This is a genomic window from Micromonospora sp. C81 (assembly GCF_018070425.1).
GTDB lineage: Bacteria > Actinomycetota > Actinomycetes > Mycobacteriales > Micromonosporaceae > Micromonospora > Micromonospora zamorensis.
Map to the genome: position 1 here is coordinate 180,673 of NZ_JAGPXS010000013.1, position 20,911 is coordinate 201,583.

20 protein-coding genes and 1 pseudogene are annotated in these 20,911 nt (G+C 69.3%); 13 read left to right on the top strand and 8 right to left on the bottom strand.

All coding sequences use genetic code 11. From position 1 onward, the window contains the following. Positions 1–139: 139 nt before the first annotated feature. Positions 140–322 carry a ribonuclease gene (locus tag KBX46_RS21555; protein WP_099857667.1) on the top strand — a complete coding sequence of 61 codons (183 nt, stop codon included), beginning with the start codon at positions 140–142 and terminating at the stop codon, positions 320–322. Positions 323–331: 9 nt separating this feature from the next. Here the strand turns inward: KBX46_RS21555 and KBX46_RS21560 are convergent, their stop codons facing one another. From KBX46_RS21560 to KBX46_RS21570, 3 genes are read right to left on the bottom strand one after another with little or no spacing between them, the layout of a single operon-like run. After that, entirely contained in the window at positions 332–3,196 is a 2,865-nt protein-coding gene (locus KBX46_RS21560; RefSeq protein ID WP_210793822.1) for an FAD-binding and (Fe-S)-binding domain-containing protein, read from the bottom strand. Positions 3,197–3,220: 24 nt separating this feature from the next. Next, positions 3,221–4,417, bottom strand: a complete 1,197-nt coding sequence (locus KBX46_RS21565) for an anhydro-N-acetylmuramic acid kinase (protein WP_210793823.1) — start codon at positions 4,415–4,417, stop codon at positions 3,221–3,223. Positions 4,418–4,428: 11 nt separating this feature from the next. After that, complete coding sequence (locus tag KBX46_RS21570; protein WP_210793824.1) at positions 4,429–5,988, bottom strand: sodium:solute symporter; 1,560 nt, start codon at positions 5,986–5,988, stop codon at positions 4,429–4,431. Between the two features lie 184 nt (positions 5,989–6,172). Between KBX46_RS21570 and murQ the strand changes: the two genes are divergently transcribed. From murQ to KBX46_RS21595, 5 genes are all read left to right on the top strand, one after another. Continuing rightward, a complete protein-coding gene (murQ, locus tag KBX46_RS21575) occupies positions 6,173–7,066 on the top strand; it encodes an N-acetylmuramic acid 6-phosphate etherase (RefSeq protein ID WP_210793825.1) in 894 nt (297 codons plus the stop codon). A 147-nt stretch (positions 7,067–7,213) separates the two neighbouring features. Next, positions 7,214–7,924, top strand: coding sequence for a ThuA domain-containing protein (locus KBX46_RS21580; RefSeq protein WP_210793826.1), 711 nt, complete (start codon positions 7,214–7,216; stop codon positions 7,922–7,924). Further along, a complete protein-coding gene (locus KBX46_RS21585; protein WP_210793827.1) occupies positions 7,894–8,994 on the top strand; it encodes a Gfo/Idh/MocA family protein in 1,101 nt (366 codons plus the stop codon). Before KBX46_RS21580 ends, KBX46_RS21585 begins: the two co-directional genes overlap by 31 nt. 150 nt (positions 8,995–9,144) lie before the next feature. After that, positions 9,145–9,552 carry a helix-turn-helix transcriptional regulator gene (locus KBX46_RS21590; protein WP_210793828.1) on the top strand — a complete coding sequence of 136 codons (408 nt, stop codon included), beginning with the start codon at positions 9,145–9,147 and terminating at the stop codon, positions 9,550–9,552. 28 nt (positions 9,553–9,580) lie between these two features. Continuing rightward, a complete protein-coding gene (locus KBX46_RS21595) occupies positions 9,581–10,345 on the top strand; it encodes a class I SAM-dependent methyltransferase (protein WP_210793829.1) in 765 nt (254 codons plus the stop codon). Positions 10,346–10,440: 95 nt separating this feature from the next. Here KBX46_RS21595 and KBX46_RS21600 read toward each other — a convergent pair whose 3' ends face one another. After that, on the bottom strand, positions 10,441–11,034 hold the full coding sequence (locus KBX46_RS21600) for a hypothetical protein (RefSeq protein WP_210793830.1): 594 nt from the start codon (positions 11,032–11,034) through the stop codon (positions 10,441–10,443). Between the two features lie 216 nt (positions 11,035–11,250). Here KBX46_RS21600 and KBX46_RS21605 point away from each other — a divergent pair, with 216 nt between their 5' ends. Both KBX46_RS21605 and KBX46_RS21610 read left to right on the top strand, forming a co-directional pair. Beyond that, positions 11,251–12,453, top strand: a complete 1,203-nt coding sequence (locus KBX46_RS21605; protein WP_210793831.1) for a low temperature requirement protein A — start codon at positions 11,251–11,253, stop codon at positions 12,451–12,453. A 90-nt stretch (positions 12,454–12,543) separates the two neighbouring features. Beyond that, on the top strand, positions 12,544–12,912 hold the full coding sequence (locus tag KBX46_RS21610; protein WP_210793856.1) for a MerR family transcriptional regulator: 369 nt from the start codon (positions 12,544–12,546) through the stop codon (positions 12,910–12,912). A gap of 24 nt (positions 12,913–12,936) precedes the next feature. Here KBX46_RS21610 and KBX46_RS21615 read toward each other — a convergent pair whose 3' ends face one another. Further along, positions 12,937–13,644: an SDR family oxidoreductase gene (locus KBX46_RS21615; protein WP_210793832.1), complete on the bottom strand. Its 708-nt coding sequence runs from the start codon at positions 13,642–13,644 to the stop codon at positions 12,937–12,939. Positions 13,645–14,076: 432 nt separating this feature from the next. Here KBX46_RS21615 and KBX46_RS21620 point away from each other — a divergent pair, with 432 nt between their 5' ends. Further along, positions 14,077–15,765, top strand: a complete 1,689-nt coding sequence (locus KBX46_RS21620; RefSeq protein WP_210793833.1) for a cellulose binding domain-containing protein — start codon at positions 14,077–14,079, stop codon at positions 15,763–15,765. Here the strand turns inward: KBX46_RS21620 and KBX46_RS21625 are convergent. After that, on the bottom strand, positions 15,708–16,172 hold the full coding sequence (locus KBX46_RS21625; RefSeq protein ID WP_308159654.1) for a histidine kinase dimerization/phosphoacceptor domain-containing protein: 465 nt from the start codon (positions 16,170–16,172) through the stop codon (positions 15,708–15,710). The genes KBX46_RS21620 and KBX46_RS21625 overlap by 58 nt on opposite strands. A gap of 165 nt (positions 16,173–16,337) precedes the next feature. Between KBX46_RS21625 and KBX46_RS21630 the strand changes: the two genes are divergently transcribed. Beyond that, the gene (locus KBX46_RS21630; RefSeq protein WP_210793834.1) at positions 16,338–18,038 is read left to right on the top strand and encodes a hypothetical protein; all 1,701 of its coding nucleotides are present in this window, start codon (positions 16,338–16,340) and stop codon (positions 18,036–18,038) included. Positions 18,039–18,400: 362 nt separating this feature from the next. Here KBX46_RS21630 and KBX46_RS21635 read toward each other — a convergent pair. After that, a pseudogene (locus tag KBX46_RS21635) lies at positions 18,401–18,478 on the bottom strand (DedA family protein); the annotation flags it as partial. Between the two features lie 156 nt (positions 18,479–18,634). On the opposite strand from KBX46_RS21635, the gene KBX46_RS21640 reads away from it, so the two are divergent. The 3 genes from KBX46_RS21640 (at position 18,635) to KBX46_RS21650 (ending at position 20,406) form a co-directional block, all read left to right on the top strand. Further along, positions 18,635–19,033 carry a hypothetical protein gene (locus KBX46_RS21640; RefSeq protein WP_210793861.1) on the top strand — a complete coding sequence of 133 codons (399 nt, stop codon included), beginning with the start codon at positions 18,635–18,637 and terminating at the stop codon, positions 19,031–19,033. Beyond that, positions 18,969–19,607 (top strand): hypothetical protein, encoded by a 639-nt coding sequence (locus KBX46_RS21645; RefSeq protein WP_210793835.1) that lies wholly within the window; start codon positions 18,969–18,971, stop codon positions 19,605–19,607. Before KBX46_RS21640 ends, KBX46_RS21645 begins: the two co-directional genes overlap by 65 nt. A gap of 328 nt (positions 19,608–19,935) precedes the next feature. After that, a complete protein-coding gene (locus KBX46_RS21650) occupies positions 19,936–20,406 on the top strand; it encodes a hypothetical protein (protein WP_210793836.1) in 471 nt (156 codons plus the stop codon). Between the two features lie 64 nt (positions 20,407–20,470). On the opposite strand, the gene KBX46_RS21655 is transcribed toward KBX46_RS21650, so the two are convergent. After that, on the bottom strand, positions 20,471–20,818 hold the full coding sequence (locus KBX46_RS21655) for a hypothetical protein (protein ID WP_210793837.1): 348 nt from the start codon (positions 20,816–20,818) through the stop codon (positions 20,471–20,473). Between the last annotated feature and the right edge of the window lie 93 nt (positions 20,819–20,911).

Here is a 20,911-nt window from a genome sequence, read left to right on the forward strand (position 1 = left end):
ACTCCGGTACGCGAGGGCTTTCGCAGTCATCCCGTTCCCATTTCATGGCGAACCGGATTGCGCCGATGATCGGCCATTAAATTGCGGCATTCACGCCACTGACCGTTTGTTGGTGCGGCCGGAGGGTATCTGGGCGTTCATGACCACCCCTGAGCAGAGTCAGCAGGAGAGAGCCCTCGAAACCGGTGAGGTGTATCAGGATGCCGAGGGGCGCCGCACGACGGACCCCGGCGCCGGCGCCGCGAACGCCGACAGCGAGGCCGACCGCAACGAGGAGCACCTGAGGCGCGGTGAGGTGGGCCCACGCGTCCCGGAGGAGTAGCCCGTCCGGCTACGCCAGCGGCTCGACCGCCTCGACGAGCACCTGGAGCACGTGCCGGTACGGCTGCCCGGTGGCCCGGCTCATGCCCATCTCGCAGGTGCGGTTGCAGGAGGCGTACGCGTCGTAGCCGCGCTGGTTGATCTCGGCGGCCTGAGCCGCGGTGGCGCCGGCGGTCACCTCGGGGTGCAGCAGCCCCCGGTCGCCGGCGAAGGCGCAGCACCCCCAGCTGTCCGGCACGGTCACGGTGTCGGCGACCGCCCGGGCCACGGCGCGCAGGTCGTCGATGCCGCCCAGGTGCACTGTGGAGCAGGTGGGGTGCAGGGCCAGCGAGCCCAGACGCCGGGGCTCCGGCAGCGCCGGCAGGAGGTGCTCGGCGGTGAACGTCACGCTGTCGACGAAGCGCAGGTCGCGGTAACGCGCCTGGTCCTCCTCGGCCAGCGCGGCGGTCAGCTGGGCCAGCCCGTGGGTGCAGGACGAGGCGTCACACACGATGGGCAGGCGGCCCTCGTCGCTGGCCGTCCAGAGCGCGGCGAGGGTCCGCTCGGCCATCTCGCGGTGGCCGGCGGGGTAACCCTTGGACTGCCAGGGCGTTCCGCAGCACAGGCCCGCCGTCGCGGGCACGACGAGCGGCACGCCCGCCAGGTCGCACAGGCGCAGGAACGCCGCCGCCGAGTCGCCGGCCGGGCCGTCCTCCGGCGCGAAGAGGCTGCCGACGCAGGCCGCGAAGAACACCGCCTGCGCGTCCGGCGCGCTGCGGGGGGCGGGGCGGGGAGCGCCGGCGCGTGGCATGTCGTCGCTCCACAGCGGCACGAGTTCGCTCGCACCGAGCCCGCGGATCACCCCGGTGGTGGCGCGGGTCACCGGCGTCGGCACAGCGTGGGCGGCGCTCAGGCCCACCCGGACGCCGGCCACGGCACCCTTCCAGTGTCGCGCGGCGGCGCGGGCGGTGCGCTGGGCGAGCGGGCCGTGCCGTTCGGCGCGCAGTCGCTTCATCGCCGCGCCGGTGTCGATGCCGACCGGGCAGGCGGTGACGCAGAGGCTGTCCGCGGCGCAGCTGTCCACCGCCGCGTACTCGTAATCGGTGGTCAGCTCCCGGCGGCGCTCCTCGTCGCCGGCGGCGGTGGCGAGGGCGATCTGTCGTTGCAGGACGATGCGCTGCCGGGGCGTGGTGGTCACGTCGGCGGTGGGGCACACCGGCTCGCAGTAGCCACACTCGACGCAGGCGTCCAGCTCGGGGTCGACCGTCGGGACGGCCTTGAGCTGGCGCAGGTGCACTGTCGGGTCGTCGTTGAGCAGCACACCGGGGTTGAGCAGGCCACTCGGGTCGCACAGCCGCTTGAGTTCGCGCATCACGTCGTACAGCTCGTCGCCGTACTGGCGGCAGACGAAGGGTGCCATGGCCCGACCGGTGCCGTGCTCCGCCTTGAGTGTTCCCCCCTCGGCCAGCACGAGGTCGACCATGTCGTCGGTGAACCGGGCGTAGCGGTCGATCTCGGCCGGTGTGTCGAAGGACTGCGTCAGCATGAAGTGCAGGTTGCCGTCCCGGGCGTGCCCGAAGATCACCGCGTCGGAGTAGCCGTGCCTGTCGAACAGGCCGATCAGGCCGTCGCAGGTGCCGGTCAGGCGTGGCAGCGGCACCGCGACGTCCTCCAGCAGGGCGGTGGTGCCGGGCGGGCGGGCACCGGCGACCGCGGTGTAGAGGCCCTTGCGCAGGTGCCAGAGCCGCGCCCGTTCGCGCGGGTCGCGGGTCAGCTCGGTGCCGGTGACGGCGGGCAGCCGGTCGAGCACTCCCCGGGCGTCGGCCAGTGTCGCGGCCAACCGCTCCGCGCTGTCCTCGGCGAACTCCACCAGCAGCGCTGCGTGCCCGGCGACCGTCAGGCCGCGCAGGGTCGGGCTCGCACCCGGGTCGCGCTGGCTGACCCGCAGGGCGGCCGCGTCGAGCAGTTCGGCGGTACGGGCACCGGCGGCGAGCAGGGCGGGCAGCGCGTCGGTGGCGTCGGTGAGCCCGGGCAGGATCAGCAGGCCGGTGGCGGCGTGCTCGTGGATCTCGACGGTACGGAAGACGGCCTCGGCCACGAAGCCGAGCGTGCCCTCGCTGCCGATCATCAGGTGGGCCAGCATCTCGACCGGGCTGCTGTGGTCGAGAAGGGAGTTCAGCCCGTACCCCATGGTGTTCTTCATGGCGAACAGCCGCTCGATGGTGGCGCGCGAGCCCGGTGCCGAGCGCACCCTGTCGCGCAGGCGCAGCAGCCCGGCGTGCAGCTCGGGCTCGTCGGTGCGCAGCCGGTCGTCGGCGTCGCGTGCGGCGGAGTCGACGACGGTGCCGGACGGGAGGACGAACCGCAGCGACTCCATGGTGCGGTACGCGTTGTCGGTGGTGCCGCAGGTCATCCCGCTGGAGTTGTTGGCCACCATGCCGCCCACAGTGCACGCGGCCTCGCTGGCCGGGTCCGGGCCAAGGCGGCGTCGGTAGCGGGCCAGCCGGGCGTTGGCCTGCCGGATCGTCAGGCCGGGCTGGAGTCGGATGCGACGGCCGTCGTCGAGCACCTCGGCGTGCCGCCAGTCGGTGCGGACGTCGACCAGCACCCCCGCGCCGCCGGCCTGCCCGGCGAGGCTGGTGCCACCGCCGCGCAGGGTCAGCGGTACGCCGGCCTCCCGTGCACCGGCCATCAGCGCCCCCACCTCAGCCGCCGAGGCGGCGCGGACGACGGCCTGCGGCTCGAACAGGTACGGCGAGGCGTCGTGCGCCGCCGCCAACCGTCGGGGCAGCTCGGCGCTGGCCCGGGTCGGGTCGTCGAGGCGCGAGCGCAGCAGCTCGGCGACCTCGCGGGCGCGAGCTGCGGTCGGTGCGGGTGGTCCTACGACGGGGTGCATGGGCGGATCCTCCCGGGAACGTGGTCAGCCGGCCACCGGTGGCACGGCGGGACGGCCGGCGATCAGCAGGCGGCGGGGAGCGGTGTCGACCGGCGCCGGCAACCGCAGCGGCTGCCGGCCGGGGGTGATGCTGCCGAGCACGGAGGCGTGCCGCGCGCCGGTGCCCGACGGTAGGGCGCCGGGCAGCCCGTGCACGGTCAGGTAGCCCAGTAGCGCGAAGGCCAGCGCCTCCTTGGCGTCCGACGCGACACCCATGTCGTCGCTGGACGACAGGTCGACGCCCGGCAGCTCCTCGGCGATCATGCGCATCAGCGTCGGGTTGCGTGCGCCGCCGCCGGAGACGATCAGCCGGGTGACGCCATGGTCGCGGCAGGCCTCGGCCACCGTGACCGCGGTCAGCCGGGTGAGGGTGGCCAGCACGTCCTGCGGATCCGGCGTGGGCGCGTCGGAGAGGGCGGCGAGCAGGTAGGGAAGGTGGAACAGCTCCTTGCCGGTGCTCTTCGGGCCGGGCAGCCGGTAGTACGGCTCGTCGAGCAGCCGCCGCAGCAGGACCGGGTCCACCTGCCCGGCGGCAGCCCCGCGCCCGTCCCGGTCGTACTCCTCGGTGCCCCCGCTGAAGTGGCGGGCGGCGGCGTCGAGGAGCGCGTTCGCCGGCCCGGTGTCGAACGCGAGGGGCTCCGCGTCGGGCGCGACGACCGTGATGTTGGCGATGCCGCCCAGGTTCAGCGCGGCGGGGACGCCGGGCAGGCCACCCAGCAGCAGCGCGTCGAAGAGGGCGACCAGGGGAGCGCCCTGGCCGCCGGCGGCGACGTCGCGGCTGCGCAGGTCGGCCACGACCGGAAGGCCGGTGGCCTCCGCGATCCAGGCCGGCTGACCCAGTTGGAGCGTGCCCCGGACCACGCCGGCCTCGACCCAGTGGTGCATCGTCTGGCCGTGCGAGACGACCAGGTCGGCCTGACCGTCGCACAGCTCCGCGAGAGCCCGCACGCCGGCCTCGGCGAAGGCCTGGCCGACGCCGGTGTCCAGCACGCAGATCGCCTCGGTGCTGGTCGCCGCGGGCGGCAGGGCGGCGGCGATCTGGGCGCGCAACCGGTCGGGGTACGGGTGGCTGAGCCGGCCCAGCGTTCGCATCCGCAGGGTGTCGCCGCTCAGGTCGAACTCGGCTGCGGCGGCTTCGATGCCGTCATACGAGGTCCCGGACATCAGGCCGATCACGCGCATCACGTCCTCCTTCATGCCCGGCCGGCGGGGGCTGCCGCGTCGTCGACCTCGTCGGTGCGTCCATGGTCGTAGAACGTCGTCGGGGCCGGGTGGAACCGGCTCGACACGGCGCCGACGGCCAGGGTGATCAGAACGCCGATCGGGACCAGCCACTGCGCGGCGATGGCGGTGGCGGTGGTGGTCCCGGCCGTCGTGACGTCGATCTTGACGTAGCGGACGATGTAGGTCATCACCACCACGGTGACGAGGAAGGCGATCACCGCGTCGACCTGGTTCGCCCGCTTGACGAGACGGCCGAGCAGGAAGGCCCCGAGCAGCGCCCCGTAGGTGTAGCCGGCGATGGTCAGGCCGGTCAGGTAGACGTTCCCGGTGCTGGAGCTGAACGCGCAGGCGAAGATCGCCATCAGCACCGCCCACACCAGGGTCATCACCCGGGCGAGCCGGAGCATCGCGTCGTCCGACGGGACCTTGCGGAAGAAGCTGTGGATGAAGTCGGCGACGGTGGAGTTCGACATCGAGTTCAGCGCCGACGACAGCGAACCCATCGCCGCGCCGAGGATGCCCGCCACCAGCAGACCCGAGATGCCCACCGGCAGGGCGTGCAGGATGAAGTTCGGGTAGAGGTTGTCGCTGCTGTCCAGGCCGAGTTCCTTGAAGGTCTGACCCTTGTTGTACGACCACAGCAGCGCACCGACCAGGGAGAACGCCGCGAACTGGATGACGACGAAGATGCCCGAGGAGATCATCGCCTTCTGGCCGTCACGCAGGGTGCGGGTGGACAGGATGCGCTGGACGATCAGCTGGTCCGAGCCGTGGCTGGCCATCGCGAAGATCGCACCGCCGATGATCGCGGTCGGCAGGGCGAACGGGCTGGTGAGCACGTGCGCGAGGTCGAAGTTGGTGTCGAAGAGGTGGAACTTGCCGGCGTCGAGCGCCTGCGCGTAGCCGTCGCCGCCGACGGCGTGGCTGAGCACCGCGATGGCGAGGATCGCCCCGCCCAGGTAGAGCCCCATCTGGATGGCATCGGTCCAGATGACCGCCTTGATGCCACCGAGGTAGGTGTAGATCACCGTGATGAGGGTGAGAACGATGATGATGGCCTGGTAGCCGACGTTCAGGCCGAGCTCGTCGAGGAGAAGCTTGATCGGGATGGCCGAGGCGAACAGTCGTACGCCCTCGGCGAGCAGCCGGGTGAAGACGAACGTGACCGACGCCAGACCCTGAAGTTTCAGGCCAAACCGTTCACCAAGGTACTGATAGGCGCTGACGAAGCCACCCCGCTTGTAGAGCGGGATGAGCACCGCGGCCACGACGACGCGACCGATGACGTAACCCAGGGCCAGCTCGACGTTGCCGAACCCCTGACCGCTGTAGGCACCACCGGGCACGCTGATCACGGTCAGGACGCTGGTCTCGGTGGCGACCACGGAGAACGAAACGGTCCACCAGGGCAGTCGACCCTCGCCCACGAAGTAGTCCTTGGCGGACTTCTGTCTGCCGGACAGGCGAAGTCCGACGAAGGCGATCACCACGAGGTACAGCACGATCACGACAAGGTCGAGTTGACGCACGGCTCGCTCCCTACCAGCGGTTGTCAATAAGCGACGTTAGCCGAGAGTAACGCGAAACTTTTTGCCAGAGCGGGCCTGGGCTGGCTACGCTGAGCCTCCAGCCTGCTGATATGGGGAACGCGCGCCGGTGAGCCGCCTCCCGTCGGCCGGCGATGTGTTCACCAGCGAGAGGAACGACCACCCCGTGGACCTCAGCACCCTCGGCACCGAGACTCGCAACGACCGCACCAGCGACCTCGACCAGATGTCCCCCACCGAGCTGCTCCTCGCGATGAACGACGAGGATCGCTCGGTCGCGGAGGTCGTCCGCCGGGCCGTGCCGGACATCGCGGCCGCCGTCGACGTCGTCGTGGCGTCGCTCCGACAGGGCGGGCGACTCATCTATCTCGGTGCCGGCACCAGCGGCCGGATCGGCATGCTCGACGCCGTCGAGTGCCCACCCACCTTCGGTACGCCGCCCGACCGGGTTCTCGGCCTGCTCGCCGGCGGGGCCGGAGCCTTCGGTGTCGCCGTCGAGGGCGCCGAGGACGATCCGGCCGGTGCCGTCGCCGACCTCGACGCGGTCGGCCTGACCGCCCGCGACACGGTGGTCGGGCTCGCCGCCAGCGGCCGTACCCCGTACGTGGTCGGCGGGTTGGCCCACGCCCGCGCGCTCGGCGCGACGACCGTCTCCGTCGCCTGCAACTCCGACGCGGTGATCAGCCGGCACGCCGACGTCGCCATCGAGGTGCCCACCGGACCCGAGGTCCTCACCGGCTCCACCCGACTCAAGGCCGGCACCGCCGAGAAGCTGGTCTGCAACATGCTCTCGACCGCCACGATGGCCCGGCTCGGCAAGGTCTACGGCAATCTGATGGTGGACATGAACGCCACCAACGAGAAGCTCGTCGACCGGGCGCGTCGGATCGTCGCCGAAGCCGCCCACACCGATCTCGACACCGCCACGCAGGCGCTCGCGGCGGCACACGGGCACGCCAAGACGGCCATCGTGCTGCTGCTCGCGCAATGCACCGCCGAGGAGGCCGCCGCACGGCTGCGCGCCGCCGACGACGACGTCCGGGCGGCCGTAGCGACCTGAGCCACTGCGGCAGGCGGAACCCGGCCACTGTCCTCAGTGGTGTCCTCCGAGTACGGTTTCGGTGCCCGCAAGGCACGCGAATCGGCGGCTCGTCACCGGGGCGGGAGCGGCCAGCCCGGTGGCGACGGGCCGGGGGAGGGAGCGACTGTGACGCAGCGCAGAGCACTGGTGGTCCGAGGTGGCTGGGAGGGGCACCAACCGGTCGAGGCGACGGAGTTGTTCATCCCCTACCTCGAACGCAGCGGCTACGCCGTACGGGTCGAGGAGTCGACGGAGATCTACGCCGATGCCGCCGCGATGGCCGACACCGACCTCGTCGTGCAGTGCGTGACGATGTCGCAGATCACCGCCGACCAGCTGGCGGGTCTCAGCGCGGCGGTCGTCGCCGGCACGGGCTTCACCGGCTGGCACGGCGGCATCGTGGACTCGTTCCGCGCGTCGTCCGACTATCTCCAACTGGTGGGCGGGCAGTTCGCGACCCATCCGGGCAAGGAGCCGTGTGAGCGCCACGGTGGCCCGGAGGACAACTTCCTGCCGCACACGGTGCGCATCACCGACCTCGGCCGGGAGCATCCCATCACCGCGGGCATCGAGGACTTCGACCTGGTCACCGAGCAGTACTGGGTGCTGCACGACGACCTGATCGACATACTCGCCGTCACCACCCACCCGACGCAGGCGTGGCACCCGTGGCACCGCCCGGTCACCTCGCCGGCGATCTGGACCCGGCTCTGGGGTGCCGGGCGCATCGTCGTGACGACCCCGGGGCACAGCCTCGACGTGCTGGAGCACGCGGGCGTCCGTACCGTCATCGAGAGGGGGATGGTGTGGGCGACCCGCACCGCGTCGGCGTCGTAGGTCTCGGGGTCATCTCCCGCGCCTACCTGGACACGCTCGCCAACCACCCCGCGGTGAGCATCGCTGCACTGGCCGACCTCGACGCCTCCCGGTCGGCCGCGGTCGCCGCCACGATTCCCGGGGCCGAGGCGTTGAGCGTCGAGCGCCTGCTCGCCCGCCCGGACGTGCGGACGGTACTCAACCTCACGATCCCCGCGGCACACGCCGACATCTCGCTCGGCGCGATCGAGGCGGGCAAGAACGTGTATGTCGAGAAGCCGCTCGCCGTGACGTTCCCGGACGGCCGCTCGATCATCGAACGGGCCGCGTCGGCCGGCGTCCGCGTCGGGTGCGCACCGGACACCGTCCTGGGCACGGGTACGCAGACAGCGCGGGCGGCGATCGACGGCGGGCTCATCGGACGCCCGCTGTCCGCGTCGGCCGTCATGGTCACGGCGGGGCACGAGCGCTGGCACCCCAACCCCGACTTCTACTACGCCCCGGGCGGCGGCCCGTTGCTGGACATGGGGCCGTACTACATCTCGGCGCTCATCCACCTGCTCGGCCCGGTGCGCGCGGTGGTCGGAGCCGCCAGCCGCCTGCGCGCCGAGCGCGTCATCGGTTCGGGCCCGCGCACCGGCCAGCGGGTTCCGGTGGAGGTGGACACCCACGTCAGCGGCGTGCTGGAGCACGCCAACGGCGCTCTCTCCACCATCACGACGAGCTTCGACGGCGTCGCGACGACGGCCGCACCGATCGAGGTGCACGGGGAGACCGGCACGCTCGCCGTGCCGGATCCGAACTACTTCGATGGTGAGGTCCGCCTGTTCGCGCTCGGCGGCACCGAGTGGCGCGTCCTCGAACCCCGCGCCGGTTACGCCCAGGCCTCCCGAGGCATCGGTCTGATCGACCTGGTCAGGGCCGACGGTCAGCGTCCGCCGCGGGCGGGCGGCGACGTCGCGCTGCACGCCCTCGAAACGATGACCACCCTGCTCCGGTCGGCCGCCGAGGGACGGCGGATCGAGCTGACGACGGTGGCCGAGCGGCCCGAACCGGTGCCGCTCACCCCGGTCGAGGCCTGGAACGCGTAAAGGGGGTCCGCGATGACGACCGGTGTGAGGTCCCGGTCAGCTCGATTGGCATCGATTACTGTGATGCGACACGTCCGCGGAGGGAAGCGGACGCACCACGACGCACCGGCCCCGCCGGGTGTCGACTGCGGGGGAGGCGACGGCCGGGACATGGGTGACACCCGACGGGCCGCGCAGGACGCGTTCGCTCAGTTCGTGCGCGGTGCTGTCGACGCCGCCAGCGACGAGCGTGGCTGGTCCATCACGGAAGTGGCGGCTCGTAGCGGCGTCGGTCGCTCCACCGTCTTCCGATGGCTGTCCGGTGACTGGCAGCACCATCCGGAGCTTCCCAAGGTGCGGGCGTTCTGCGCGGCCCTGGACCTCCCGCTCGGCGCCGCCCTGCGCGCTCTCACCCCGCTGTCGTACGACACACCGGCGCCGGAGGTGCCGGCGGCGGAGGCGCTCTTCGTGGCCGTCCGGGACCGACTGGTCGATCCCCGCACCACCGCCGCCGAACGAGAGCACATTCTGGCCACCTTACGCCGCCTCGGGCACCGAAGGTCGTCCCGGGCCAGCTGACAGGCATCGAGAGGACCCGGTGACGGTGATGTCCGACCTGTTCGACTACGACGCTGAACTGCGCCTGCACAACGAACTCTTCCGCGCCGCTGCCCGTGTCGGCTCTCACGACCGTGTGCTCGACATCGGCTGTGGCACCGGCCAGTCCACCCGCGACGCCGCCCGCGCGGCGGTGAACGGAAGCGCGACAGGCGTCGACATCTCCGGGCCGATGCTCGAACGGGCCCGTCAGCTCAGCGACGACGAGGGCCTGCCGAACATCACCTTCCAACAGGCGGACGCCCAGGTGCACCGCTTCCCACCGACGCATTTCGACCTCTGCATCAGCAGGTTCGGAACGATGTTCTTTGCCGACCCGGTCGCCGCGTTCACCAACATCGGCAGCGCGCTGCGCCCCGGCGCGCGCCTGGTGCTGCTGGTGTGGCAGGCCCGCGACCGCAACGAATGGGCCACGGCGATCCGCCGGACCTTCACCGACGAGCCAGCCACGCCCGGCGGTCCGAACCCGTTCTCCCTCGCCGACCAGACCGTCACCAAAGACCGCCTGGTGGCGGCCGGCTTCGCGGACGTCGACTTCACCGACGTGCACGTACCCGTCTACTACGGTCCGGACAGCGCCGCCGCCTTCGATGCGGTGTTCCGTCTGTGGGAATTCAAGGATCTGCTCGCCAACCTGGACGCCTCGGCCGCCGAGCGGGCCCGTACGCGGTTGCGCACCACCCTCGACGCCCACCACACCGACGGCGGCGTGTACTTCGACTCGCGCGCCTGGGTCGTCACAGCTCGTCGCTGACCGGTATCGCCGGAAGTCCGTCCGTCGCGGGGCGCGTGCGCACCACGGCGGGGCGATCTCCGCCCCGCCGTGGTTCTGTCACAGCGCTGTGGTGGTCAGTGGCCCTCGGGCGGCGCGGTCAGCTCGGCGTGCCGCACCGTGTAGTTTCCGCGAGTCACAGTGCCGAACGCCGCCGGCGCGAGGCAGGTGCCGACCCGGGCCGGACCCCACTGGCCGGCCTCGTTCTGGTCGGCGCTGGCCGACCAGGTGAAGCCGACCCGGTCGCGGCCACGGCCGCCGTCCTGCACGCTGAAGCCGACCCGCTGGCCGAGGAAGTCGCTGGCCTTCTCGTCAGCGCGGATGACCACGCCGGTCACTGTCGCATGACCGGGGCTGGTGATCATGCAGTCGACCGCCGCCTCGAAGCGGACGGTGATGTTCTCCGTGGCCAGCCAGTGCGCGACCCGCACCGTGCCCGTGGCGTCTGCGGGAGAACCCTTCTCCCCGCCCGGCAGCGGGATCGGGCGGCTGTAGGGCACCGACCGGGCGTCGAAGGCGAACGATCGCACGTCGCTGTCCTGCCCGTACGGCAGCACGAACTCCGCCGATCCGGTCACCTGGGCCGGCCTGTGGCTCGCGGCCCCGGCCGGCGTCGCCGCCACAACCAGCATGGCCGCTGCCGCGATGCCCCATCCGAGTGTCTTACGCATGGTCGTCCTCCCGATCCGGCCGCGGTGCCGCGGCTCTGTGTTACCTCCACGGTCGGCGATCGGGGAACGGAAGCGATCCCCTGCGAGGGGGTAGCTGCTCCCTCGCCCATGGGAATCCGGCGAATGTCACGTTGGCAATCGTTCGGTATCAACTCGACGACCCGCCCGGCGTGGTACCAATACCCAGATAGGCGAAGCCGGCAGAACGGGCGGCCCATGTCGACAAGGGCAGCAGAGCTGCTGCGTAAGCCGGGGCAACCGCAGCGACCGAGTCTTCTGGAACTCTTCTTCGACCTGGTGTTCATCTTTGCCCTCAACCGGGTCTCCCACCGGCTGGTCGAGGACCTCACCGAGCGGCGAGTGGTCCTTGTCGAAGCCGGGGAGACCCTGCTGTTGCTGCTGGCTTTCCTGGTGCTCTGGTTGGTCACGGCATGGGTCACCGATCTCTACGATCCGCAGCGGCCGCAGCTTCAGTTGTTGGTCTACACGGCCATGCTCGGCGCACTGATAATGGCGGTCGCGGTGCCGCAGGCGTTCGGCGACCGGAGCCTGGCCTTCGCTGGCGCGTACGTTGCCGTCCACATCGTTCGTGGGCTGGTCATCGTGCCGGCGCTGCGCGGCCACGAGGCCCAGCGTCGAGCGGCTGGGGTGTTCCTCTGGTTCGCGATCTCCGCCGTGCCGTGGCTCGCTGGCGCCATCGTGTCGGGCTCGGCGCGTGGGTTGTCGTGGACGCTGGCGCTGGCCATCGACTGCGCCGCACTGCTGCTGTTCTATCCCGCGCCATGGACCCGCCCCGCCCAACGACAGTGGCCCGTCCTGGCCGAATATCTGTCCGAGCGCTACCGACAGTTCTTCATCATCGCCCTCGGTGAGTTGATTCTGACGACGGGATCGGCCTACAGCGACACGTCCTTTCGGCAGGGCGGGGCCGCGGTAGCCTTCGCGGTCTCATTCATCACGACGGTGCTGCTGTTTCGGGTCTACCTTTTCAAGGCGGGCCAGTTGTTACCCGAGGCGATCAGAGTCTCCGTCGGGCCCGCCCGCCTCGTCCGGGAGGCGTTCCTCGCCCACGTACTCATGGTGGCTGGCATCGTCGCCGTCGCCGTCGGGTACGAAATCGTGATCGATCACCCGTACGGACACACCGAAACGGCGTGGATCTTCGTCATTGTCGGCGGACCGATACTGTTCCTTGTCGGGCGAGCCCTGGCCGAACACGCCGTATTCGACCGGGTGTCCCGCTCCCGGACAATTGGCGCGCTGGTGCTCCTCGGCGCCGCGCCGGCCATGGTGCTCCTGCCGCCACTGGCCGCGGCCGTCACCGCCGTCGTCGTCCTCGGTGGCATTGCCATTTCCGACACGATGCGCGCCAGGAAAAACCCTCCCGAACGGCCCCACCCACACCGTTTCGAACGCTGATCACGCCGGCCCTCAGGTAACCGTGAGGCGGTGGATACACTGAATCTGACATTCATGTCAGGTGCGGTGGGGGTAGCGATGACGGCCAGCATCCGGATCGGCGAACTCGCCGCCCGTGCCGGGGTGAGCGTGCGATCGCTGCGCTACTACGAGGAGCAGGGTTTGCTCACCAGTCTTCGCAGCCCCAGAGGCCACCGCCGCTACAGCGACAGTCAGGTCGAGCGCGTCGTCCTCATACAGCGTCTGTTCGCCGCCGGGCTGAGCAGCCGGACGATCGTCGACCTGCTGCCGTGTGTCGACTCGCCGAGTGAGGACACCTCCGAGGCCGCAGTGGATCGCATGCGCCACGAGCGCGACCGACTCGATCGGCACATCGAGGACCTGATCCACACCCGAGGGGTGCTCGACGAGCTGATCGCTGCCAACCGCGCCCACCGCGCGGTGCTCGCCCGCACCTGACCCGGGCCGCCCGCCCGCGGACCGTCAGGCTGCGGAGAGCTGGGAGTAGAAGTCGCGTGGGTCGCGAGCCAGCGCGGCCTTGATGTCGGCGCTCCACGTGTCGACGAGGACCTCCAGGGCGTCTGACGCCAGACCGTCGAGGGTGGCCCGAGCGACGTCCGCTGGGTCGATCTTCGCGCCGTCGTAGTTCGCGCTGAAGTCGGTGTCCACCGCACCCACGTGGACGCCGGTGACGTGCGTGCCCTGTGCCGCGAGTTCCAGGCGGACGCTGTTGGTCAGCGACCAGGCCGCCGCCTTCGCGGCCGCGTACGCCCCCTCCCCGGGCCAGGAGAACCAGGACAGCGCCGAGAGGACGTTGACGATCGCGCCGCCGCCGTTGCGGGCCAGCACCGGGGCAAACGCTCGCACCACGGAGAGGGTGCCGAAATAGTTGACCTCCATGTCGCGACGGACGGCGTCGAGGTCGCCGGCCACCAGGTCGACATGGGAGTCGACGCCGGCGTTGTTGATCAGCACCGTCACATCAGCCGCGACCTCGGCCGCCGCGCGGACGGCGGCGGGGTCGGTGAGTTCAAGAGACAGCGGTACGGCACCCGGCAGGTCCACGGGCTGACCGTTGCGGGACGTCGCGTAGACCTTCGCCGCGCCCCGATCGAGGAGCTGCGCTACGTACTCCCGTCCGATGCCGCGGTTCGAGCCGGTCACGAGAGCGATGGAACCCTGAATCTGCACGATGAACTCCTTCGGTGGAGGGGCCACGCCAGGTGCGCTGCCACCGAAACGCTAGAACCTGTCATTGGTGTCAGATTCAAGGCATTGGCCGGTGACCTCGGTCACCCTCAGCCCGGCCCGAATGTTCACGACAACATTTGGCGGCCGGGTTGTGCCGGGGAGCGCCTTGGGGCGAGGGACGTTCGGAAACTTTCGCGAAAGCTCGTCGTCGCAGCTTGACGGACGCAGTGCTCATCTACCAGAGTCGATGTGGGCGTAGGTGGCGTGCCGTCGGGAGCTCGGGCGCCAGCAGTGCATCGACATGACTCAGCCGTGGGCACGGCGGGCGGCGCTTGTTAACGCTAACGATGCTCTGCACCGCTGACCTGGCTGCGGTGGCGGCGTGGCCCGACGGCGACGGATCAGTGTCCCCCCGATCCAGGAGAATGATCGATGAGAAGACCCAGAGTGATCAGAACCGCGTTGTTGTCGGCCAGCGCGATGCTGCTGGCATCGACAGCGGTCGCCTTGGCGGTGCCGGCAGGGGCAGCAGCCGCCGGCTGTTCGGTGAACTACGGCGTGTCGTCGCAGTGGCAGGGTGGCTTCGGGGCCAACGTCACGATCACCAACGTCGGTGACGCGGTGTCGAGTTGGTCGCTGACCTGGTCCTACGACGCCGGCCAGACCGTCACGCAGGCGTGGAACACGACGTTGACCCAGAGCGGCGCCACAGTCACCGCCAAGAACGTCAGTTACAACGGGGGCATCGCGACCAACGGGACGGTGTCGTTCGGCTTCAACGGCTCGTGGACCGGCAGCAACCCTGATCCGACCAGCTTCGCGTTGAACGGGGTGGCCTGCACCGGTGGCACGACGCCGACCACCCCGCCGCCGACGACCCCACCCCCGAACGGGCCGGCGGACATCACGGTGAACAGCGCGACCAGATACCAGACCGTCGACGGGTTCGGGGCGGCCCAGTCCATCTGGGGCAGCGCATGGTCCACGACGGAGACGCAGACACTGGTTGGGATGGGCGCCAACCAGTTGGGTCTGTCCATCGTGCGTACCGGTCTGTCACCGGTGTCCAGCGAGTGGGCGACACACGTGAACTCCCTGAAGACGGCGAAGACCGCCGGGTCCAACGTGAAGATCCTCGCCTCACCGTGGACCGCGCCGGCGGCGTGGAAGACCAACAACAGCCGGGTCAACGGCGGCAAACTGAAGACCGACTACTACGACGACTACGCCAACCACCTGAACAGCTACGTCCAGTACATGCGTGGCCAGGGCGTGCCGATCGACGTCACCTCGGTGCAGAACGAGCCGGACTGGCACCCGGACTACGACTCGATGGACTGGAGCGGCACGGAGCTGCGCACCTTCGTCCGCGACCAGGGCACGAAGGTGCAGAACACCAAACTGATGGTCGCCGAGGCGGTGAACCTGAACTACAGCTACACCGATCCAACCCTCAACGACGCGACCGCCCGCAACAACATCGGTTACGTCGGTGGCCACCTGTACGGCACCGAGGACGCCGGCCGGCTCAAGCCGTACACCCTTGCCGAGCAGCACAACAAGCCGGTGTGGATGACCGAGTGGAACCTGCACGCCGCCGACGGCGGCGGCTCCAACATCTGGGGCAACCCCGGCAACGCGGCGGTCTGGAACGAGACTCTCGACGACATCATGCGCACTGTGCACAAGTCGATGGAGGCCAACTGGAACGCCTACATCTGGTGGTACGGCAAGCGTTACTACTCGTTCATCGGTGACGGCGAAGCGGCGTACGGCACCGTCGCTGGCGCCCCGCTCAAGCGCGGCTACGCGTTCTCGCAGTACGCCAAGTACGTCCGCCCCGGCTACCAGCGCGTCGCCCTGACGAAGAGCTCCAAGGCGTCGCCGCTGGAGGTGACCGCCTACCAGGGTGACGGGAAGATCAGCCTGGTCATCCTCAACCGGTCTAACAACGCGGTCAACAACGCCGTGGTCCAGGCCCCGCAGAACGTCAGCAAGGCCGAGCACTTCCTCACCTCACAGACCGCCAACGCGGCCAGCCAGCCGACCACCGTGAACGGAGGTCAGGCCACCATCAACGTCGGTCCGCGCAGCATCTCCACGCTCGTGTTCACCCTCTGAGGCGTCTTCTCACCGTCGGTGGGGCGTGTGGGTGTGATCGAGCGACCGCATCCACACGCCCCACCGGAATGACTTTCCGGGCGACCCTGGGCACTCAGGAGCCGAGGTAGCGCAGGATCGCCAGGACCCGGCGGCTGCCCGCCAGGCCACGTCCCGCACGTCGTCGACGGCGCGTTGGGCGTCCTCGTGTGCCTGCGCGAGCAACTCGCGGGCCTCTCGGGGTCGCGGGTGCGGCGCGCCCGGTCGAGCGCCATGCCGAGTGCGACGAGGTGTTGCTGGAGCCCGTCGTGCAGCTCGCGTTCGATGCGCTGGCGCTCGGCGTCGACCGCGGCACGACCAGGTCGACGCCGTGCTCCTGCAGCTGGCGGACACGTCGATGAGGTGTGCGAGGGAATCGCCCGGGTCACCAGGATCCGGGCCGATCAGCGGCGAACAACGCACCGTGCACCAGTCGTCACCGCCGACGATCCCGGCCCAGGGCCGCATTGTCAGCTTGCTGACGTAACGTGCCGGTGCCATCGCTTTCCGTCATTCTTGGTATCGAGTGCCTCGGCTCACGGAGGAGGAACGCCATGGACCCGCGTCAGCCGCAAGAGAACGACCTCTGGGGACGGCTCCAGAAAGAGTTCGGTCCGCAGCTCCTCCGCAAATTTTCGACGCTGGAAGAGGCTTTCAAGACTCTGCATGGGCCTGCCGGCGAACACAAATTGCTGCGGATGCTGCACGGCCTCAATCTCACCGTTGCGGACGACCTTAATGCCGCCGAGGAAATCTGCAAACGGCTCAACGATATGACGCGGCCGGAGCAGCCCGACCTGCCGTCCTTTAGCAAGACGTCGGAAGAAGCCCTGAAGGGCTCAAGCGTACAGGTGACCGGCTTGGATCGGGTGCGCTGCGAGCTGCTCAGCCTCGACCTGGACCGACTCCAAAAGTTGCGGTCCGAGCTGCCGACCACCCCCCTATCGCAGGAGGCGATGTTGCAGTCGCTGGAGCTGATCGAAGCGCGGACGCAGGAGCTCGCCGGCCAGCCGGGCAGTCGGATGTTGCGCGGCTCCGCCGCGCTGGGGGTGGAGATCCAGGACCTCGAATCGCTCGCAGTGCAGCTCACCCCCGCCAAGGAAATGAGCAAGTTGCTGCCGGGCAAGATCAGGAAGGTGCCGAGGCTGTGCTGCGGCGACGGCGACTGGTGGCAGTTCACCAGCGACAGCAGAAACCTGGAATTCGTGCTGCGGCAAACCGGCCACCGCTCTGAACTCGCGACGATGTTCGACGACATCCTGCCGCTGTACAACGGGTTGCTGACGGCCCCGCCGGGGCAGTACCACGTCGGCGACCGCATCGTGGTGCTCCGCGACCCGGCCAGCGTCCGTAGGGTAAAAAAGGCGACCGAGGACAGCGCTTCCTCGGCGCGGAAGCCCGCGGACAGCGCTCCCGCGGTGCCGGAGTCCGGGGATACTGTTGCCTCGACGCTGAAGCCCTTGGTCAGCGGCTCCGCGCAGTTGCAGTTCAACATCGAGATGCCATTGGACCTGATCTGCGCCTTCGTCACCGGCGAGGACATGGACCCCGGCGAAGGTCAATTTGATGGACCTTCCGGAAAGGGTGCCTATCGTGTCATCAAGCCCTGCAGCGACTGGTTCAAGCGATACTTCGGCGTCACCTACAACTTCTGGAATCTCGAAAAGACGATGCAGGAGATGCAGATGTGTAGGCAGGCCGTAGAGAAGATAGGCCGCCTGACAGAACCGGCGTTCAAGGACATCATCCGTTTCGATTTCATCCGTGACGGCGAGGCTGAACGCCTGGTTAAGGGCTACCTTTCGCTGCTGGCCATGTGTGGGATCCACATCGGCCAGTTTAGGACCGAGCACCCCGTCAAGGACATGCCTCTGCTGTGCAAAACCAACCTGGGCGCCTTGGCGCCCCAACTCGCGAATGCCGGCATCATCTGGAACAGCTCGCGTTCACATAAGGCGATCGTGGGGCTTGTCAGGGGTGCGCTGCCCGCCGCCCCAGAGAAGTTCAACCTGAAGGAGGGGCTGTCAGCCATCACAAAATGCCTCGAAACCAAGGAGCACCCATTGACGGGCGTCAGCTACGCCGGGCCGTTCGAGTTGGACGTGCCCAGCACGCGGTGGACCGGCAATTGCACCCGGTTCCAGGTCGTGCTGGAGCTGCGGCGGATGCCGGTCCTGCCCTCAACCCTGTGGTGGCCTGCGACGGAGGCGGCCTTCGACTACTTTGTCGTCGACAAGGAACGACGCTTCGTCTGAACCCGCCACCGCAGCCCCGCCGCGGACGCCCTCAGCGGACGTTCTGACGGGAGCCGAGCACCCGCGGACGACCAGTTACACGGCGCAGACCGGGATCGCGATCAGGGGCCCCGCCGGTGCCCAGCATGGACACGCTGAGCAGCATCGACAGAATCGTAGTTAGGTCCGTTCGCCCGGACCGAGGGTGGAGGTGGTTCCGGGGCGATGACGGCCCGGCGGTGACGTTTCCACTCGGTGACGCGGTGGGCGTACCGGATGATGGTGGCACCGATGCGGCGCCGAGCCCTCGGCGCTGGCGAGACCGTGACCACGACGAGCCCGGCGAGCAGCAGGAACAGCACCTCGGCCGCACCGGTGACCACACCGACCACCACGCCCGCCAACGGCCGGCTCCACTCGCTCGGAAACGGCGGGAACAGGTTCTCCAACGCGACCGCCACGCCGGCTCACCGCGGCCCGAACCATGAGGTCGACCGCCGACCTCAGCGAGCCGGCCACAACCGCCGAGGTGTGGAAAGCCGCACCATCCATCGAACGTAGCGCCGCCTCCAGAGCGGTCCGGTGGGGTGCTCCCCGTCGATGTAACGTTCGCCGGCATGACCGTGCAGATCACCGCCGCGCAGTTCCACGCGGCCGATGGCGTCGAGGACTGGCGCTGTCTCTATCACCTGGTCTCGGCGCACTTCCGAACCGTCTCGCTTGCCAACGGCGTCACACTCGTGGATGAGATCGGCCGGCTCGTCGACGGCCCCGGGCACCAGGAGCGCGGCCCATCGTCCCGAGTGCCTTCTCGCCCGGGTGGCTTTGACCTCGCCGCCATGCGAGTCACCATCGCCGCACGGACAATCGCCGGCGTGTCTGCCAATCGCCGACCTGTCTGCCGCTTCGGGGGGACAGCGGGCGTCCGTCGATCGATGGCAGGATCGGTCGATGCGCGTTCTCTTCGACGGCAAGGCTCCGGTCGCCTACGGGCAGATCTACGTGACGAGTCGTGAGCTGCCAGACGACATGGCCGGGTCGTTCGCCGGGCAGGCGAATGGCCTCTGCGGGGGCGGTCAGCCGGGCACGCTGTTCCTGATGACCGGTACGCATACCGGGCAGGTCCAGTTCACTGTCGAGTTGCACGACGTCGAGCCGCCAGTGGCAGCGGAGGAATGGGAGGAGGTGGTGGAGGTGTCGTTCGCGCCGAGGGCCGCTGTGGTCGACCTGGTCCCGTGGGGTGACGGTTCACTCGCCAAGCTGCCGCTGACCTCCGACGGGCAGGACACCAGCCGGTTGCCGGTCTACCGCGTGCGGTACTGCGCCATGGGCATGGATGAGGGGCACGACCCGTTCGGCGGTCACGACCCTGACGAACTTGCCGAAAACGACTACACCTACATGGATCAGCGGCTGGACCGCTACCTGCTGTGCTTCTGGCCGGAGGACGCAACGGGCGGCGACCCGGGTGACGGCGTGACGCGCGCCGACGCGATCCTGCGCCAGACCAGCGGCGGCGCCGCCTACTGGCACGCCTGGGCGCGCGCGTTGCCACCCCCTGCCGAGCCTGGCGGAGTAGGTCGAGACTGAGATGCTCAAGCGATTGGAGCAGGAACATGGCGAAGCCGAGCACCGCAAGCGGGACGAGCTGCGACGCTGGGGCGGCAGCCCGCCGAGTGAGCGGCTCCGGCGCGTACGCGGCATCATTTATGGCATCGCACGGCGGGCCTTTCCGATCGTCGACCAACGAGGCCCAGGCTGACCCATCAGGTGCCGTTCACCGGCCAGTACGGGCCGCGAATCCCGTCGCTGACCGTGCACGCCACCGAGACGAAAGCCGTAACGGCAGTGACCGACTCACCGTACGGGTCGACGCCCGGATCTGCCGATGAGCGGGCACACCGACTAGCGTGCACACATGGCCGAGTCTTTGGACCTCTCGAGTCCGGCTTCGCGTCGGGAGGCGCTCCGGATGGTTGACGTAGATGATCCTGGCCCTTACCACGCGATGCTCCGAGAGATCTTCGACCACGAAAGGGCGTGGCGCGAAGGCCCGGACGTGGGCGAGAGCGACGAGTACGAGCAGGTCTACGTAACGGCCTTTCTTCTGTTCCTTATCGGTGATCCCGCGGACTCGCCCCGCCTGTATGGGGCGAAGTTCCGCACGGGCGACATGGACCTAGGCATCGGCTTCGACGCCCAGGCCATCTTCGGAGCGGGCCGGGGCGACACGCTTCAGTGGCTCCTGGAGAACGGATACACCGACGAGCACGCGCGTCTGTTTGAGTGGTTGTCGCAGTCGGAAGACCCGAAGATCGAAGACTGGGCGCGGCACGTGCGCGGTTACTTCTACTCGCCGGACGGCGTGCTGCTCCTGGATCCGCTCTAGACATGCCCTGGCCAGCGGGGTCCGTCCGCTCTTGCCGCGAACAACGGTCGCGTCCGACGCCCCGTTACTCGGGTGATGGCTCCAACCGTTCGCGGTCGCGGGTGAGCTGGAGCCGCGTCGTTGCGTTGTGATGTGCCTGCCAGCCCGCGTCGAGTGCCTGCTGGACAATCTTCGCGACCAGAGCCGGGGCGATCGGGCTCAGTTCGAACACTTCGGCCGCTCGGCCGGCAGGTGCGGTGATGATCGGTCCGTAGTTCAGCCATGGGTCATCAAAGATCGCCATGACCTCCAATGCACCGCCGGGTCCGTCGCGCCAGACCTTCACCATGACATGGCCCGGATCGATCATGCTGACGGTCCATCGGTAGACGATGTCCTCGACGACGATGCTCCTGATACGGCTGCGTGCCACGACGGAAGAGTAGGCACCGTCAGCACAGTCCGGTAGCGAGATAATGCTTCGCCGATGCCGCGGAACATCCAGATCTGCCGCTCCAGGTGGGCT